Here is a 16,644-nt window from a genome sequence, read left to right as displayed (position 1 = left end):
GTTCTTGAATACAAGAACGTTATGTGCCATTACTGGATTGGGGTTGAAAACCATAAGAACTTGTAAATCATGCAATTCAAATAATTTGAAGCAAGTTAATTCAGTTTTAACAAGAGTAATTATTTCTACATATATGTTTTTAATGTATTGGTTTTTTACTGGAACTATGGAAATTCCAGTCGTATTACTTTTTATTCCATTTGTAATTCCATATAGTATCCTATGTATGAATTGTAAACGTATTAGCTTTAGAGTAATACCGAACTTCAGTAAGGCAGGCTTAATAGGGTTGAATAGTATAGTAAGCAAGTATTTGATCGTACTGGGTCCTTCAACTATTCTGATCACGTTATTAATCATTTTGTTTCCTCAGACTGGCTTAGGTAGAATTGTATACCTACCATTTATTTATGTGATAAACAGCTTCTTAATTGTCATTGGTATTAAACAAAGTAAATTAAACACATTAATCAAAATTATCGTTATAACAATGGTTTTGGCGGTTGTGTTTTATCCTCAAGATTCAGGTAGGAGTATACTTATAGAAAGGTTTTATTAATTTATTTAGTATAAGTGTGATCGAGTGATGAAAGTAGAGCCGCATCTATAAGCCAATGGAATTGACAAAACAGTCATTGTTCAAGCAATGGATCCATACGACGATAACCCAAGCATCTTGTATGGAGCTATTGCTTCGATTTCATTTGGTAAGAAATACGCATTCGAAGTGATAGAAATAGCAGAAAAAACGGAGCTTCAGGAAATCGGTTTAGATGATTTGATTATTGGCGTTGAATGCGGTGGTTCTGATGCTACTTCAGGGTTATCTGCAAATCCTGCTACGGGATGGGCAGTGGATCGTTTGGTAGAACAAGGTGCTCGTGTTATTTTTAGTGAGCTGCCCGAGTTATTAGGATGTAATGATTATTTACTAGATCGCGCCGCTAATGATACAGTGAAAACTAGATTGCTAGACGGTTTGGAGCGGGCACAAGGTCTAGGGAATCTACTGAAAACTTTTGCAGTTTCCGTAGGCAATGAAGCAGGTGGTCTAACTACAATAGTAGAAAAGTCTCTCGGGGCATTGTGTAAAGCAGGGACAAAACCCATTGTAGATATATTGAAACCAGGCCAACATCCAGAAGAGCCAGGACTTTATCTATTGGACAAAGTAGGTTTGTTAGACACGAATCAATTAACTATATATGAAGAAAATGATAGCGATGGATTGGTAACCTTACTAGCTTCGGGTGCGCATATATTATTATTTACTACGGTAAGAGGCAACGTCATAGGGTCTGTACTTGCACCTGTAATTAAAATATGTGGCAACCCGATTACAGCAAGACGGATGGCTGACAACATGGATATTAACGCTGGAGGTATTATAGAAGACATACATTCCGTCGATTAAATCGGTCAGCAATTGTTTGATTTCATTGGTGAGGTTGCTGGCGGACAGCAAACTAAAGCAGAACTATTGGGACATAAGGAATATGCAATCCCAGACAAACCAGGTAGAGCTTGCGATTTGTTTGGATAGCGTTAAGAGAATGAACCACTTGAATAGTAAGAAAAGCATGACTGATTTTTAATAGAAGAAATGATGATAGAGGAGTGAGGGGAATGCGATTTACAGGTGAAATGATCGTTGTGACGGGGGGAGGAAGTGGTATTGGTCGTATTTCTTCCCTATGGTTGCAAGAATGGGATTCTATCTATTTATGAGCTGTAACCCAGTCTTTAGCAGGCTGGGGTTTATTGTTGATTAGGAGTGGTGATTGTGAAACGGCTGTACCTGCTAATTGCTTTAGTTACTTTGGTGGTGTTTTCTTTTATTATTGTACGAGCTTATGAAAAAGATATATTTACATTAAATTCAGTATCCACTAAGGAATATAATAGTAGCAATGTTGAAATCCAAAGGGATAAATATCATTTGCGAAATTTTATATGGTCTGGAATATTTCCTATATTTGGAGGGTTTATCTCTGACCCACACTTCTTATTTCAGCAGCCTGTTGATAAAACAGAATATCTCGAGTCAGTAGTTAAAGTGGGAAATATTAGATACCAATTGATTCAGGTAAATCCATATTTTGAGGATTATACTAGCGAGAATATTCTGGCTATGGAAATCGATGGGATACCTTTTGAATATAGATTAGAAACTCCATTGGATTTTCGGTCTTTTTCATCGAGAAATGAACCGAGGAGTGCTTTTCTATATAACAGTAATATCCTTTATTTTGTGTTGCAAAATGGATATGATGATCATTTTCTGATCTATGAGATTGAAAGCCCTTTCGGTGAACATAAAAATCTTCCATATACCTTAATTGATATTAAAGATAGTAATGTCCTAGCATCCCTAGACTTTTCTCTTACACAAGATCAAATTGAGATGTTATTAAATCATACATACAGTGACTTTTATCAGTTTTACACACAATATCTTAATAAGAACTATGTATTCAATCAGCTTGATTTTGTTAGAGAGGAAGCTATAACGATAACAGCTTATTATGGAGCTGAATTAAACATAAATCGTTCAAGAATGAAAGATATTAGTGATGAAGAATTCAGATTGAAGGTAGATAATTTGTATGAGTTTGTAACATCAATCGAGGATGTAGAATTTGCAACCATCCCTGAGACCGAGAAAATTGTAATTGAAGTATTACATAAAAACTATTATGATCTATTGTTTCTTGGTGATTCGTTTGAGACATCGGACTTTTCTATCCGTAATGAAGTAAAGTGTATCCTCATAGATTACAAATACATTGACAGATTGTTACGTTATATAGATCAGTATAGGAAGCTTCGTGAAGATGAGACCTCTTCCGTAGTCTACTTTAAAGAAGGGCTTTTAGAAGGAGATCCGCTTTTGACAGAGGTTATTACAAAATATAACGATGCATTAACTATAGAAAGATCGGGGATATCTGTATTGATATTTCCTACCTCGTCCCCCCAAAAGAGAAAATCTTTGAATTCAACTGAGTATGCCTTATCGCAAATGAATTTAGAAGAAAAGTATTACTTTATAATGGATTTTTATGACGGGTTCTCGTTGAAACTTTCCAATGATGAAGTGCAAAAGCTAGAAGTTTATTTACAAAATATTAAGTTATAGAGTTTAGAACTCAACTTTCGCAGCTTAAATTAGGCAGGTACAAGACTTTACATCATCGCCGTTAGCATGCGGCTTAATTTGGCCAAAAGGCAGTTTTGGACATACAGGATTTACTGGAATAAGTCTTTGGATCGAACCTACACCTTGTCAGAAATAGAAAAGTGCAAGCTTTATGCTTGCACTTTTCTGTAATAACACAATTAATATAATTCTAGCAATTAATCAAAAGTTGGAACAACAGCGCCTTTATAAGTCTCATTAATAAAACTCTCTACCTCGGGCGATTGTAGAGCTTCAATAAGCTTAACAATGGCTTCATCGTTTTGGTTATCTGGACGAGTAACCAAAATATTTACGTATGGAGAGTTTTTATCTTCAATAACCAATGCATCTTCAACTGGGTTCAAGCCTGCTTCCAACGCATAGTTAGTATTTATAGCTGCAATATCTACTTCATCAAGAACACGAGGAATTATTGCTGCTTCCAACTCAACAAATTCAAAGCCTCTTGGATTATTTTTAATATCAGCAACCGTAACTTCTAGTCCAGCGCTCTCATCTAGTTCAATCAAGCCATTTTGTGCTAGAAGAAGTAGTGAGCGACCGCCATTAGACGGGTCATTTGGTATTGCAATTTTGGCGCCATCCTTAAGTTCAGAAATATTAGTAAGACTATTGGAATACACTCCAAATGGCTCAACATGTACACCAGCTACTTTAACTAGATCATAACCTTTGTCCGCATTGAATTGATCTAGGTACGGTACATGTTGGAAAAAGTTAGCATCAAGTTCTTTTTCATACAATGTTGTATTAGGTAATACATAATCAGTAAATTCAATAACCTCAAGATTAATTCCTTGCTCTTTTAATATTGGAACTAACGAATTCAAAATTTCCGCATGTGGAATTGGCGATGCCCCTACCTTAATAGTCACTTCTTCAACTACATCTGTAGCCTCTGTTTCAGCATTACTCGAATTGTTTGAGCCCGTTGCTTCATTTGCACTATTGCTTGTGTTCACTGTATTTCCACCTTGATTTCCGCAAGCAGCAAGTAGTAATACTAATGTAAGTAAAATAATTGAAGTTAACTTTGTTTTTCTCATCTTAATTCCTCCATTTTATCTATCTATTTGTTGTTTCATTACAACTGCTTTTTACTGAAATAACGGACTAGTCTGTCACCAAACATCTGCATAAGCTGAACTAACACGACAATCAGTACAACACTTACAATTGCTATATCCATTCTATTGCGATGAAATCCGTAACGAATGGCCAAATCACCGATGCCTCCGCCACCTACTATCCCCGACATTGCGGTATATGATACTAGCGTAACCATAGTAATCGTTATTGCTGTAATGAGCCCTGATCTTGATTCTCGCAGCATCACTCGCCAAACAATTTGCCACTTAGTAGCTCCCATGGCTTGTGCAGCCTCTACAACGCCATGGTCAACTTCTCTAAGCGCTGATTCTACTAATCTAGAAAAAAATGGAGCCGCAGCTATTACGAGTGGTGGTATTGCCCCTTTAACTCCAATGGTGCTACCTGCTATGATCTTGGTTAGTGGGAGCAGCACTATTATTAATATAACGAAGGGAACGGAACGCATGACATTAACAACAAAGGATACTATGACGTATACAACCTTGTTTTCTAGCATCTGCTTACTAGATGTCAGGAAAAGTAGAAGCCCTATGACAAAGCCTATAGCAACAATATACGGTATTGAAAATCCTAGCATAATTAACGTTTGCTTCATTGCCTTATATACTTCATCCCATTTGACATTATCAAAATAAGAGGTTAGATCATTAATAAAGAGTGATGAATTGGAAACAAATGAAAGGATCGTCATTGTATTTCACTTACCTCCAATCCTTGTGAACGCAAGTTCGTAATAATATAGTCTACATCGTTGTCTGTACCTTGCAGTTCGATAAGCAGCTGTCCATATGGTACATGCTTCATTTTGGAAATCTTACCTTGGAGAATAGCTAATTTCGCACTCGTACGATTAACCGTTTCGTAGATAATCGGCTCATAGGTTAAATGACCACTATACTGGATATAAATAAGACGTCCTGTAACTGGCCCGTTACGATCAATAACCAGCTCTATACTGTCCTCAGATTCATGTAAAAATTGCTTCGTAATCGATTGCTTTGGATACAAAAAAACGTCAATTACGTTGCCCATCTCTACAATATTGCCTTCATCCATAACAGCAACACGATCACAGATTTTGCGAATGACTCCCATCTCATGGGTAATTAGCAATATTGTAATTCCTAGCTGAGCATTAATATCCTTCAATAGCATTAATATACTTTCTGTGGTTTGTGGATCTAGCGCTGATGTTGCTTCATCACAGAGAAGCACTTGAGGATTAGTAGCCAATGATCTAGCTATACCAACTCGTTGCTTTTGCCCGCCTGATAATTGACTAGGATAATGATCTTTATGACCAGAAAGTCCGACAAGCTCTAACAATTGCTCGACACGCTCTGAAACTGCCTGCTTGGATAGACGAGATAGCTTCAGTGGAAATGCGATGTTTTGAGATACGGTCATAGTAGACATTAAATTAAAATGCTGAAAGATCATACCAATCTGTCTTCGCTGCTCCTGTAATTCTTTTTCCTTCATGGCTGTCAAATCTCTATGGTCAACTAACACCTTCCCACTAGTAGGGATCTCGAGTAAATTTACGCAGCGCAGTAATGTACTTTTGCCTGCGCCCGATCTACCAATAATGCCGAAAATTTCGCCCTTTTCTACTTTTAGGCTCACATTATTAAGTGCAGTGATACTTTTCTTTTTCTGTCTGTATTCTTTATTGATATCTAATAACTCAATCACACTAACACTCCTTAAGTACTACTAAAAAACTAATAAAAGTAATACGATCAATCCATAGTTATCGGGTAGGAATAGTATAATATAAATTTTGTAGTTACGCAATAACTTGTTAAATTTTTAATGGTGTACTATTCGGGGCTTTTTGTTTTCAACATCATAGTGTTTAATAAGGGTGTAACTACGAACATATTAGTAACTGGTACAGCAGGTAATTTAGGTTCGAAGATCGTTCTAAAGTTACTTTCAAAATTTTTAGCTGAAAATCGTAGTAAGTGCCATAAAGAATAAGTTTTATAGATCGGAGTTTAGAGAGTATAATGAACAGTAGGGTTAATAATTAACAACAACCCTGATTTAATTCGTTTACTTCGGGAGGAAACACCAATCATGTCTTATATTAAACAGCTTGAAACCTCATCTATATCGTTAATTGTACCGTTTAAACAATTACAATCCATTGCAGAGGAACTTATCTATAAAGCTATTCAAGTTCAATTATCTGTGAAGATTGAAGGAGAAGAACTGAACGATGGAGAATTACGGATATTAGCTAATTTTGATGATCGTACATTATCTGATGAAGAAGTTCGTTCGCTTTCCAAGGCAGGATTTGCAGCAAGTGAACCATATCGCAATGCTGATACGGCATTAGAGGCGATATTCGTAGGTCGCTATGATATTCAACCTACTTTAGGTGACGAGGAAGATGGGGATTATTACTTTATTGTGGAGCTAGAATATAATGATTACGTAAGGTCATTAAAAAGGGATTCAAACGAGTAGTTAATTATTTCACGTTCGTGAAGTTTATGCTATACTTAATAGCGTTGTTTAAGAATTACTAAATAATAATAGTTAATATAAAGCAGTGATAGCTTAGAATTAGCATTTTTCTAAGCCGCCACTGCCTTTTTATGGTCATATATTATGAAAAATTAGTTTTGGAAGACGATTTCACAAAATTTAGAAGATTGCATAGAAAAGGACGTAGAAAATTAATGAGTATTTTGACAGTCGAAGAAATGAGCCATTCATTTGGCGAAAGAGTAATATTTGATAAAGTATCCTTCAGAATATTGAAAGGTGAACATATTGCATTAGTAGGGGCAAACGGTCAAGGCAAATCTACTTTAATGAAAATAATTACTAATCAATTATTACCTGACAATGGAAAAGTGACATGGGGCAGCAAAATTAGTGTAGGGTATATGGACCAATATGCTGATCTTAACAAAGGGAAAACGGTGGAAGACATATTGAAAGAAGCATTTTCCACTTTATTTGATGCTGAACAAGAAATCAACGATTTATACGGCAAGCTAGGTGATATGAATGCGGAAGATATGGATATTGCGCTTGCTAAAATTGGTGATATGCAAGAGTTATTAGATACTAATGATTTTTATAATATTAATTCAAAAATACAAACGACTGCCTTAGGTCTTGGAATTCTAGAGCTATTAGAAAGAGACGCTTCTACATTAAGTGGTGGACAAAGAACTAAAATATTACTTGCTAAGCTACTGCTAGAAACACCTGATATTTTATTACTAGATGAGCCAACAAACTATCTAGATGTCGAGCATATCGATTGGTTGAAAGCTTATTTGAATAATTATGAAAATGCATTTGTATTAATTTCTCATGATATTGATTTTGTAAATAGTGTTATTAATATCGTTCAGCATCTGGAGCATAAAATGTTAACAAGGTATGTTGGCGATTATGAGGCATTCCTTAAGGTGTATGAAATTAAGAAGGAACAGCTAGAAATTGAATTTAGAGAGCAAAAGAAAGAAATTGCTAAATTAGAGGACTATATCGCCAGAAATAAAGCGAGAGCATCCACTTCAAAACAAGCAAAATCAAGAGAGAAAAAACTTGATAAAATAGAAGTAATCGAGATTAAGAGCGAAAACCTTAAACCCAACTTCAACTTTAAGAAAGCAAGAACATCTGGTGAAATTATTTTCGAGGTTGAAAATTTGGTCGTTGGCTATAACAAGCCATTAAGTAAACCATTAAACCTAAAAATGAAACGAGATCAAAAGATTGCCATCGTTGGTACAAACGGTTTAGGGAAATCCACCCTTCTCAAAAGCTTACTTGGTGTATTAACGCCGATAAGTGGAGAAATTAATTTAGGAAATTATCAGGAAATAGGGTACTTTGAACAAGAAGTGTTAGAAGTTAATACAACAGTGGTCATGGACGATGTATGGAATGAGTTTCCTAACTCAACGAATAAAGAAATTATGGGTCAATTATCTAGAGCGGGCTTAACAAGAAAAAATATTGAAAGTCCTGTTCATATATTAAGCGGTGGCGAGCAAGCAAAGGTAAGATTATGTAAGCTAATTAATAAACCTTCTAATATATTAGTTTTAGATGAACCAACTAACCATTTGGACGTACATGCGAAGGAAGAGCTTAAGCGTGCTTTACAAGAGTACAAGGGCAGCATCATTCTAGTGTGTCATGAACCAGAATTCTACAAAGATATCGTAACAGATGTGTGGAATTGTGAAGATTGGGCTCTGTAATAAGACATTGTCGTGGATATAATGATCAATATAAAGGGGACATGGATAATTCCATGTCCTCTTTGCGTTTGATCTAGTATTATATTAAGTACAACAACACTAGATCTCGACGAAAATGGTTAGCATCGTCCAATTTGCAATAACGATAATACTGTGGCAATGTTACAGATGGATTAAGTAGTTAGTAAGTTACGAGGAATAATTTATTGAGGGGAAGGATTATTATGAAAGTTACATTTTTGGGACATGCTGGATTACTAGTTGAAGGAGCAGGCAAAAAAATTGCAATTGATCCTTTTTTGAGTGGAAATCCGATGGCTGCGATGGAAGCGAAAGACTTGAAAGTAGATGCGATTGTATTGACCCATGGACATAGCGATCATTCTAGCGATGCTGCTTCGATTGCATTAGCGAACGGTTGCCCTATTTTGGCAGTAGTTGAATTAGCTTCATTGCTTAGTCAAACTGGTGCTACAACGGTAGGTATGAATACAGGCGGTACTTATATCATCGATGAACATATTTCAGTAAAGCTGACTCAAGCATTCCATAGTTCATCTTTTGAAGTAGATGGGGTCGCTCACTATGCTGGTCAACCACAAGGAGTTATTCTAACAATGGGCGATCAAACCTTATACCATATGGGAGATACTGCTTTATTTTCAGATATTAAATTAATTGGCGAACTTCATAAGATAGATATTGCTGCAGTGCCAATAGGAGATCATTTTACGATGGGGCCAAGGGAAGCTCTCATTGCAGCGAAGTGGACTGATGCCAAACATATCATCCCCATACATTTCAATACCTTTCCACCTATTCGTCAAAATGGAGAGCAGTTTATAAAACAATTAGCAGCACAGGATCAGCAGGGGCATGAATTGAAGCCCGGGGAATTTGTTGAAATTTAATTATATCAATGCGCTAAGATAACTCAAACGGGTGATATTGTTTTGGATGCATATAGGTTTTACTTTTCATGAGATGGTGTGCTTTCACAGGCACCATTTCTTTTTTTTGTAACAATTAACAGGTAAATTTTAGGTTATGTATGTTAGGATATACAATAACAAACCTAATCTCAATGAGAAATGAGTGATTCCATGAAGAAAAAAGTTGTTTTAGCTGGTGGGACTGGTTTTGTCGGGAAATACTTCAATGATAAGTTTCGTAATATGGGCTATGTTGTGAAAATTATCTCAAGACAGGAAGGTCATATATCTTGGGATAATGAAATAGGAATACTAGAGGCAATTAATAATTCGGAGCTACTAATCAATCTGGCAGGGAAGTCAGTAGATTGTCGCTACAATGAGCAGAATAAGCGAGAGATTATGGCATCGAGAGTAGATACAACTCGCATACTTGGTCAATCAGTATTACAGTGCGACAATCCACCTTCACTATGGATTAATTCAAGTACTGCCACTATTTATCGGCATGCTGAAGATCGTCCAATGACTGAGGAAACGGGAGACATTGGTTCTGGATTTTCCGTTGATGTAGCGACAGAGTGGGAAAAGACATTCTTTGATTTCGACTTACCTGCTACTAGAAAGATTGCCTTAAGACTTGCGATTGTACTAGGTGAACATGGAGGTGTGATGACTGCCTTCAAAAACTTAGTTAGATTTGGCCTTGGTGGCGCACAAGGATCTGGCAATCAGAAATTTAGCTGGATTCATATTGAAGATTTATTCGATATTACGCTCTTCCTGAGAGATAACAAAGACATTAGCGGAGCGATCAATTGTTCAGCGCCTCATCCGGTTACAAATCGTGAATTGATGGATAATTTGCGGAAAACGATGAACGTTAAATTCGGATTGCCTTCTCCAAAATGGATGCTTGAATTTGGTGCTGTATTCATCAAAACGGAAACAGAATTGATTTTGAAGAGCCGCTGGGTTATTCCGGACCGACTAGAGAAAGCAGGATACAAGTTTACATACCGCACCATTGATAAGGCACTTCGGCAAATAATACAAAAATACTAGTTAGATTTTTTTTGATTCAAATCAGATGGTTTTCCATTAACTAGTATAGGGAGTGGTTGGTGATGGAAGAAGAAGCGGGGTTTTGGATACGACTGGGTGCTAAATTGTTAGATGGAATAATAATTGGAATTCCAGTAAGTATTCTAGCCGTATTCATTGTTGGGGAGCATGGCGCTGATCTATTTAGAAACACTGTGAACCTACTCTATTCAATGCTTTTACCTATATTATGGAATGGTTATACGGTAGGAAAGCGTATATGTAACATCAGAATTAGAAACGTGAATGATCATATGCCTCCAACGTTTTTGAATATGTTATTGCGTGATGTTGTAAGTGGGCTAGTCTATGTGTTCACTTTTGGAATTGGTATTATCGTAAGCATTTGTATGGTTTGTATGCGAGAAGATAAGCGTTCCTTACATGATTTTATTGCAGGGACTGAAGTTATTCATGATTAGTATAGATGAAGCACTGCCTAGTGTTATTACATAGGGCAGTGCTATTTGTATTTGCGATTCATTAGAGAACTAATTAGCAGAATTCATGGGAAATCAAGCGATAATCAATAACCTTCACACTTTTTCAACCTTCATGTATAATAACGATACAGAATTTAATGATCTTTATTAATTAGAGCGTTTCATTGAAATTGAAAGAGGTGCAACAACGAATGAGCGGATCATCTTATGTTATTGGAGAAGTTGTACATGGTAATGCACTCGGGCGAGAATTGATGTTTCCGACAATTAATCTTGGTGGAAATGTGGATCAATATGCTTCACCTAAAGCGGGGATATATCTCGGAATTGCTGAGATTATTACGGGAGCATTCGCGAATCAATCGTATTATACTCTTATTAGTGCTGGATATCGTCCAACGGTAAATGGTGACTCCTATAAAATCGAAGCTTATTTACTTGATTTTTCAGGTGATTTATATGGAGAACAAGTAAAAGTAATCTTTTCAACCTATTTACGCGAAGAGATTAAATTTGACAATTTGGATGATCTCATTGTGCAAATGAAACTAGATGAGCAGAATGGGAGAGCGATGATTGTGCAAGGAGAGATCGCAGCGTTGCCATCTTAACAAATCTGCATTAGCAATAAACGATCAAATCTAGACTTAGAGCAAGACCGTAGTTACGCTCATTCATTCGCGTGTCATCGATTCTGAATGAGCGTTATTTGTGTGATTGAAATATACATACAGGAGACATTACGATATGACCGCATTACAGCAAGAGACAAAAGCAGTAAAACGTAATTATACATGGCAGCTGCTTACGATTTTTATCGGCTTCGTTATTTTCGGTTTATCTGAAAATATTAAAGGACCTGCAATTCCAAGAATACAACTGCAATTTCATTTGGATGAAGGGCAGCTCGGCACGCTATTATCGTTGAATTCATTAGGCTACTTACTTGCTTGTTCCTTTACAGGGTTACTCGTGCGCAAGTTTGGAATGAAGGTCGTTACGGTTATGACATTCGTTATTATGTTTGTGTCGGCTATACTTGTGGCGCTTTCTTATTCGTATACTTGGCTATGCGATCGATTGGAGAATGATGTATCTTATTGTACTCGCGCTTTCATTAATTCCGATTATTCCAGCTTTGCTAAGTCGTTTTCCAGGTGATGAGATTAAAGCGGAGGACCGCAAATCGTTCAAAACATTAATGAAGGATAAATCACTTTGGTTATTAATCGCAATATTGACATTCGGTGTTGTTTCGGAGCTTTCTGTAGGGGGATGGCTAGTCAATTTCTTGGAAAAAAGCTATGGATGGACGACTATTGCAGCTTCCGGTATGCTTTCTTCTTTCTTTATTGGCTTCTCATTAGCTAGATTGTTTCTCGGTCCGATCATTGATCGGGTTGACTTTACCTTATCGATTATTGGGGTTTCTATGATTGCTGCTATTAGTACGTTTATTGCAACATTAGGAGGAGAGAATTATGCGATTTTCTTTGCAATTGCAGGTTTTGGCGTAGTGCCGATCTATCCTACTGTTATGGCATTTATCTCAAAGCGTTATCCTAATGATAGCGACGTAGTCATCGGCTTTGTAGCAACGATTATGGGGGTAGGATCAGTTATTGGGAATTATCTCATTGGAATTATTATTAAAGGCGTCAAGAACGCTTACGGCGCTGATTCGAGCCTGGCGTTAATGAGAGGGTTACAGGCCGGTTATCTCTTCATCGGAGTCTGTGCGCTACTCTGTTCGCTATTAGCGGTGGTTATGTATAGGTACTTAAAGAAACGCAATGAACTAATCTAATCGAGAGGTAGTTCAAAAAGCGGGCTTTGATAACGATGTGGTATGCTAACGTAGCATATTCGACGTCGCATCTGAAACGAACTTGGAAAGTACGGTTCGCGTGTACGTAATCATGTACACTTGCGCTTCCGCCTTTCTCAAGTAGCGCTTCACCTACTCGATTCTGAAAGCCCGCTTTTTGAACTTTCATTGAAAGAGGTTGTTCAAAACTAACATGGCCTAACGGCCACCACCAGAAAGGAGTCTTTCTGGGAAGACACCGTATAAAAAACAGACGTCAACTCATTATCGTTTAATCTTGAAGTGAACGACTGCGGTGTATATCATTTTCTCGCGAATCGGGTGAAATGTCGTTTGATGGGAGATCGAATGAGGTTCTAGCATAAGCGCTTTATTATTATCGATTTGCCCCGCGATAGCAGTTTCAAGCTCTTTCAGCGATAGCGCCTCGAAAAATTCAATTTTAGTTTCCATCAGGTCAAGACGAAAATTCATAATATGTAGGCTCCTTTTGTTGCAAATTTGTCGATAATAACTATAAATATGGTATTATAATTAGTGTACACTAAAATGTAAACAATATTGTGAAATTGTGTTGCGATTTCCGTAAAAGTGGTTGGTATAGAAGAGTTTAAGTGATAGTAGAGAAATATATTGAACTTAAGGAGGGGTAATAATGGGCGGCGTACCAGGCTCTGTATGGTTTTTCAGTGTAGTAATCATTATACTTGTCACTTGGGCGACATTATGGATTACGAAAAAGGCTTACTCGAAAAAATGGGATCAAGCTGATGAATAACGGATAATGGACTGCTGCAACTATTGTGGCAGTTTTTTTATTGTTCCACTGTCGATACAAAAAAACTTCTTCACTCGTTGGAGTAGAAGAAGTCGATGTCATAAAATGGTGCCGTCGAGAGGACTTGAACCCCCAACCTACTGATTACAAGTCAGTTGCTCTACCAGTTGAGCTACAACGGCGAATATGTAACATATGAAATTGAGAAAAGATGGTGCCGTCGAGAGGACTTGAACCCCCAACCTACTGATTACAAGTCAGTTGCTCTACCAGTTGAGCTACAACGGCATATCGTTTTTCAAACACAAAATGTATTATCACATAATTAACGGCATAAATCAACCCTTATGAAAAAGATTAAGTATTCCGAAAATTCAATCTGATAATAGATGCAAAAAGAGCTTATCGCGTATACATAAGTATACCAATAAGCTCTTTATATTATGCAGTATGTTCTTCAGATTGCTCCTGAGTTACTGCGATTTGCATTTCAATTTTACGAATACGATTTTTACTTGTTTCACGTACGATGAATTTCAAGTTTTCGAATTCAAGTGACTTACCTAGCTTTGGATCTTGCATCTTGCTATATACCCAGCCGCCGATTGTTTCTACTTCTTCATCTTCAAAACTTACTCCGGTAAGCTCATGAATTTCGTCAAGCAGTACTTTGCCATCTAATAGATAACAGTTTTCATCAAGCTGCTCAATTTCTTTACGCTCATCGGCATCGAATTCGTCACGAATTTCACCGACAATTTCTTCAATAATATCTTCAATTGTAATAAGTCCTGATGTACCACCGTACTCATCAACTAAGATAGCGATATGAACACGTTCTAACTGCATACGCTTCAACAGTATTTTGATTGGCGTTACTTCTGATACGCTTAGTACAGGATGAATTAATGATTTCAGATCAAATTGATTTGTTTTTTGATGTTCAAGAAATAATTGCTTTGTATTAATCAAACCTACGATATTATCTTTGCTTTCCATAGCTACAGGGAAGCGAGTATATTGTTCACGCTCAATCACTTCAAAGTTCTTTTCAAGCGAGTTATTTGTATACAAACATACCATATCTGTACGTGGCACCATAATTTCTTTTGCTAGCAATTCATCGAAAGCGAAAATACGACTAACATACCCATACTCGGTATTATTAATTTTTCCACTTTGATAGCTTTCGTTCAAAATGATTTGAATTTCTTCCTCACTATGAGCATCTTCATGATCATTCGCGGAATGTAAGCCGAATAGACGAGTAAGGGCGTTAGCTGAACCATTTAGAGTCCAGATGAACGGATACAATACTTTATAGAAAATAATAAGTGGCTTAGCTGTTAATAATGAAATTTGTTCAGCTCTTTGAATAGCCCAAGTTTTAGGTGCTAATTCACCTACGACAACATGGAAAAATGTAATAACGATAAATGCAATTGCAATTGATACGGCATGACTAATAGATTCACTAATACCCCAATCATGGAACAACGGTAACAGGATGGCAGCTACTGTCGGTTCACCTAGAAAACCCAGACCTAAAGCGGTACAAGTTATACCTAGCTGACAGGCAGATAAATATGCATCCAGATTGCTTGAAATTTTTTGTACTGAAGCAATTCCTTTCTTACCTTCGAGTACTAACTGATCAATGCGGCTTGAACGTAAGCGCACAATAGCAAACTCTGCAGCTACAAAGAAAGCAGTTAAAAAAATCAGTAATGCAATCATGAATAATTTGAGACCTATGTCCATTTCTAATGTTCACAATCCTTTTTCTATTATATTTTATTATTGAACTACATCTTAAACTATATCATATAAAATAAGCGGTATTGATAGCAAGTAAGAAAAGGCTCAATAATGCAGTTATTAGGGGGTATGGAACGCCAATGTCTGATTAAAGGCAAGAAATCAAACCATTTCAGTATGAATAGCTATGTTTTTCGCCATTTTGCTGTAATATTGAATTTTATTTTGGGTATTATTAGTAGACGCACAACACATTACTCTCAATTTACAGGAAGTGGAAATGCTATGAAGTAGTTTGTGATATAATAAATTAAGTTGTTATGTTTTCACTATGTAATGAATGTAATGGTCTGCCGATATAATAATTATGAGTCTTAGAGTGGAGGATAAAAATAGTTATGGAGATTAATACTACAAAAGCTACAATGCAACAGCAAATAAATACACAGCTTAATTTCTATACAGGTAAAAAGGTTCAAACGGACGCTAACAATAAATCACAATTCGATGAATTATTGCAAGAAGCGAAAATTTGGGACCCTGCACTTGGTAAAGCTTCAGAGGAAGCAGATCATGATCTTATATGGGGGTATTTAGCACAAACAGGTGTGAGTCATATTCAGCAATATGGCGAACAAGAAGCTCGTGCGGTACTCGGTGTAGTTTCTTCGACATCGTCCAATGCGGTAAGTGGTGGAGGCAGCTATGGCAGTTCTCAATATGCTTCTTTAATTGGAGCTGCATCGCAAAAGTATGGTGTTGATGCTTCTTTAATTGAAGCGGTTATAGCAACAGAGTCCAACTTTAATGCTAGCGCAGTATCATCAGCGGGAGCTAAAGGGTTGATGCAATTGATGGATGGAACGGCAAGAGGGCTTGGTGTTACGAACTCTTATGATCCACAGCAAAACGTTGAAGGTGGCACTCGCTACCTTGCGATGTTACTTAAAAAATACAGTGGCAATGAGCAGGTTGCGCTTTCAGCTTATAATGCTGGGCCTGGTCGCATCGATCGTCTTGGTATTGCTACGGATGCTGAATTGCAGCAGAAATTGTCTTTATTGCCGCAAGAAACACAACGTTATATCGGAAAAGTATTGTCAGCTAAAGCGTAATATGATGCTCATGAACAGTGAGTATAATAAGAAACGGGAATACGTATTCCACTTTAAGGAAACTAAAGTGGCACTTTCGTATATCCCGTTTTTATCGTATATTGTAAGTTGTACAATTAATTACAGTGGAAGA

15 protein-coding genes, 2 tRNA genes and 1 pseudogene are annotated in these 16,644 nt (G+C 36.9%); 11 read left to right on the top strand and 7 right to left on the bottom strand.

Translation table 11 applies throughout. The annotated features are described in order from the left end of the window. The first annotated feature begins 646 nt into the window (after positions 1-646). Both AC1TO5_RS03050 and AC1TO5_RS03045 read left to right on the top strand, forming a co-directional pair. Positions 647-1,414, top strand: coding sequence for a hypothetical protein (locus AC1TO5_RS03050; RefSeq protein WP_482061305.1), 768 nt, complete (start codon positions 647-649; stop codon positions 1,412-1,414). Between the two features lie 369 nt (positions 1,415-1,783). After that, on the top strand, positions 1,784-3,139 hold the full coding sequence (locus tag AC1TO5_RS03045) for a hypothetical protein (protein WP_482061304.1): 1,356 nt from the start codon (positions 1,784-1,786) through the stop codon (positions 3,137-3,139). Between the two features lie 218 nt (positions 3,140-3,357). Here the strand turns inward: AC1TO5_RS03045 and AC1TO5_RS03040 are convergent, their stop codons facing one another. The 3 genes from AC1TO5_RS03040 to AC1TO5_RS03030 are packed head-to-tail and all read right to left on the bottom strand — an operon-like array spanning position 3,358 to position 6,010. Continuing rightward, a complete protein-coding gene (locus AC1TO5_RS03040; RefSeq protein ID WP_482061303.1) occupies positions 3,358-4,248 on the bottom strand; it encodes a MetQ/NlpA family ABC transporter substrate-binding protein in 891 nt (296 codons plus the stop codon). 38 nt (positions 4,249-4,286) lie between these two features. Continuing rightward, the gene (locus AC1TO5_RS03035; RefSeq protein ID WP_482061302.1) at positions 4,287-5,006 is read right to left on the bottom strand and encodes a methionine ABC transporter permease; all 720 of its coding nucleotides are present in this window, start codon (positions 5,004-5,006) and stop codon (positions 4,287-4,289) included. After that, positions 5,003-6,010, bottom strand: a complete 1,008-nt coding sequence (locus AC1TO5_RS03030) for a methionine ABC transporter ATP-binding protein (RefSeq protein ID WP_482061301.1) — start codon at positions 6,008-6,010, stop codon at positions 5,003-5,005. Before AC1TO5_RS03030 ends, AC1TO5_RS03035 begins: the two co-directional genes overlap by 4 nt. 387 nt (positions 6,011-6,397) lie before the next feature. On the opposite strand from AC1TO5_RS03030, the gene AC1TO5_RS03025 reads away from it, so the two are divergent. From AC1TO5_RS03025 to AC1TO5_RS02995, 7 genes and pseudogenes are all read left to right on the top strand, one after another. Next, positions 6,398-6,793 (top strand): hypothetical protein, encoded by a 396-nt coding sequence (locus tag AC1TO5_RS03025; protein ID WP_482061300.1) that lies wholly within the window; start codon positions 6,398-6,400, stop codon positions 6,791-6,793. 215 nt (positions 6,794-7,008) lie between these two features. After that, the gene (locus tag AC1TO5_RS03020; protein WP_482061299.1) at positions 7,009-8,553 is read left to right on the top strand and encodes an ABC-F family ATP-binding cassette domain-containing protein; all 1,545 of its coding nucleotides are present in this window, start codon (positions 7,009-7,011) and stop codon (positions 8,551-8,553) included. A 224-nt stretch (positions 8,554-8,777) separates the two neighbouring features. Beyond that, entirely contained in the window at positions 8,778-9,464 is a 687-nt protein-coding gene (locus AC1TO5_RS03015; RefSeq protein WP_482061298.1) for a metal-dependent hydrolase, read from the top strand. 192 nt (positions 9,465-9,656) lie between these two features. Further along, complete coding sequence (locus AC1TO5_RS03010; protein ID WP_482061297.1) at positions 9,657-10,550, top strand: TIGR01777 family oxidoreductase; 894 nt, start codon at positions 9,657-9,659, stop codon at positions 10,548-10,550. A 62-nt stretch (positions 10,551-10,612) separates the two neighbouring features. Then, positions 10,613-11,011 carry an RDD family protein gene (locus AC1TO5_RS03005; RefSeq protein WP_482061296.1) on the top strand — a complete coding sequence of 133 codons (399 nt, stop codon included), beginning with the start codon at positions 10,613-10,615 and terminating at the stop codon, positions 11,009-11,011. Between the two features lie 212 nt (positions 11,012-11,223). Next, on the top strand, positions 11,224-11,643 hold the full coding sequence (locus AC1TO5_RS03000; protein WP_482061295.1) for a riboflavin kinase: 420 nt from the start codon (positions 11,224-11,226) through the stop codon (positions 11,641-11,643). Between the two features lie 136 nt (positions 11,644-11,779). Continuing rightward, positions 11,780-12,839 (top strand): annotated as a pseudogene (locus AC1TO5_RS02995) (MFS transporter). A gap of 285 nt (positions 12,840-13,124) precedes the next feature. Here the strand turns inward: AC1TO5_RS02995 and AC1TO5_RS02990 are convergent. Then, a complete protein-coding gene (locus AC1TO5_RS02990; protein ID WP_482061294.1) occupies positions 13,125-13,334 on the bottom strand; it encodes a YrzA family protein in 210 nt (69 codons plus the stop codon). Between the two features lie 181 nt (positions 13,335-13,515). Between AC1TO5_RS02990 and AC1TO5_RS02985 the strand changes: the two genes are divergently transcribed. Continuing rightward, a complete protein-coding gene (locus tag AC1TO5_RS02985) occupies positions 13,516-13,638 on the top strand; it encodes a hypothetical protein (protein WP_482061293.1) in 123 nt (40 codons plus the stop codon). A gap of 106 nt (positions 13,639-13,744) precedes the next feature. Here AC1TO5_RS02985 and AC1TO5_RS02980 read toward each other — a convergent pair. The 3 genes from AC1TO5_RS02980 to AC1TO5_RS02970 form a co-directional block, all read right to left on the bottom strand. Further along, a tRNA-Thr gene (locus AC1TO5_RS02980) sits at positions 13,745-13,820 on the bottom strand. 30 nt (positions 13,821-13,850) lie between these two features. Next, positions 13,851-13,926 (bottom strand) — tRNA-Thr (locus tag AC1TO5_RS02975). A gap of 153 nt (positions 13,927-14,079) precedes the next feature. Then, complete coding sequence (locus AC1TO5_RS02970; RefSeq protein ID WP_482061292.1) at positions 14,080-15,399, bottom strand: hemolysin family protein; 1,320 nt, start codon at positions 15,397-15,399, stop codon at positions 14,080-14,082. A 395-nt stretch (positions 15,400-15,794) separates the two neighbouring features. Between AC1TO5_RS02970 and AC1TO5_RS02965 the strand changes: the two genes are divergently transcribed. After that, positions 15,795-16,511, top strand: coding sequence for a lytic transglycosylase domain-containing protein (locus AC1TO5_RS02965; RefSeq protein ID WP_482061291.1), 717 nt, complete (start codon positions 15,795-15,797; stop codon positions 16,509-16,511). Positions 16,512-16,644: the final 133 nt, after the last annotated feature.

Source organism: Paenibacillus sp. Y930 (assembly GCF_056786375.1).
The sequence above is the reverse complement of the archived record's forward strand: the minus strand, read 5'-3'. Positions and strand labels throughout refer to the sequence as shown.

Coding starts and splice junctions, on each gene's coding strand:
- AC1TO5_RS03050 (WP_482061305.1), top strand. CDS start 647: ATGGATCCATACGACGATAACCCAAGCATCTTGTATGGAGCTATTGCT.
- AC1TO5_RS03040 (WP_482061303.1), bottom strand. CDS start 4,248: ATGAGAAAAACAAAGTTAACTTCAATTATTTTACTTACATTAGTATTA.
- AC1TO5_RS03035 (WP_482061302.1), bottom strand. CDS start 5,006: ATGACGATCCTTTCATTTGTTTCCAATTCATCACTCTTTATTAATGAT.
- AC1TO5_RS03025 (WP_482061300.1), top strand. CDS start 6,398: ATGTCTTATATTAAACAGCTTGAAACCTCATCTATATCGTTAATTGTA.
- AC1TO5_RS03020 (WP_482061299.1), top strand. CDS start 7,009: ATGAGTATTTTGACAGTCGAAGAAATGAGCCATTCATTTGGCGAAAGA.
- AC1TO5_RS03015 (WP_482061298.1), top strand. CDS start 8,778: ATGAAAGTTACATTTTTGGGACATGCTGGATTACTAGTTGAAGGAGCA.
- AC1TO5_RS03010 (WP_482061297.1), top strand. CDS start 9,657: ATGAAGAAAAAAGTTGTTTTAGCTGGTGGGACTGGTTTTGTCGGGAAA.
- AC1TO5_RS03005 (WP_482061296.1), top strand. CDS start 10,613: ATGGAAGAAGAAGCGGGGTTTTGGATACGACTGGGTGCTAAATTGTTA.
- AC1TO5_RS03000 (WP_482061295.1), top strand. CDS start 11,224: ATGAGCGGATCATCTTATGTTATTGGAGAAGTTGTACATGGTAATGCA.
- AC1TO5_RS02990 (WP_482061294.1), bottom strand. CDS start 13,334: ATGAATTTTCGTCTTGACCTGATGGAAACTAAAATTGAATTTTTCGAG.
- AC1TO5_RS02985 (WP_482061293.1), top strand. CDS start 13,516: ATGGGCGGCGTACCAGGCTCTGTATGGTTTTTCAGTGTAGTAATCATT.
- AC1TO5_RS02970 (WP_482061292.1), bottom strand. CDS start 15,399: ATGGACATAGGTCTCAAATTATTCATGATTGCATTACTGATTTTTTTA.
- AC1TO5_RS02965 (WP_482061291.1), top strand. CDS start 15,795: ATGGAGATTAATACTACAAAAGCTACAATGCAACAGCAAATAAATACA.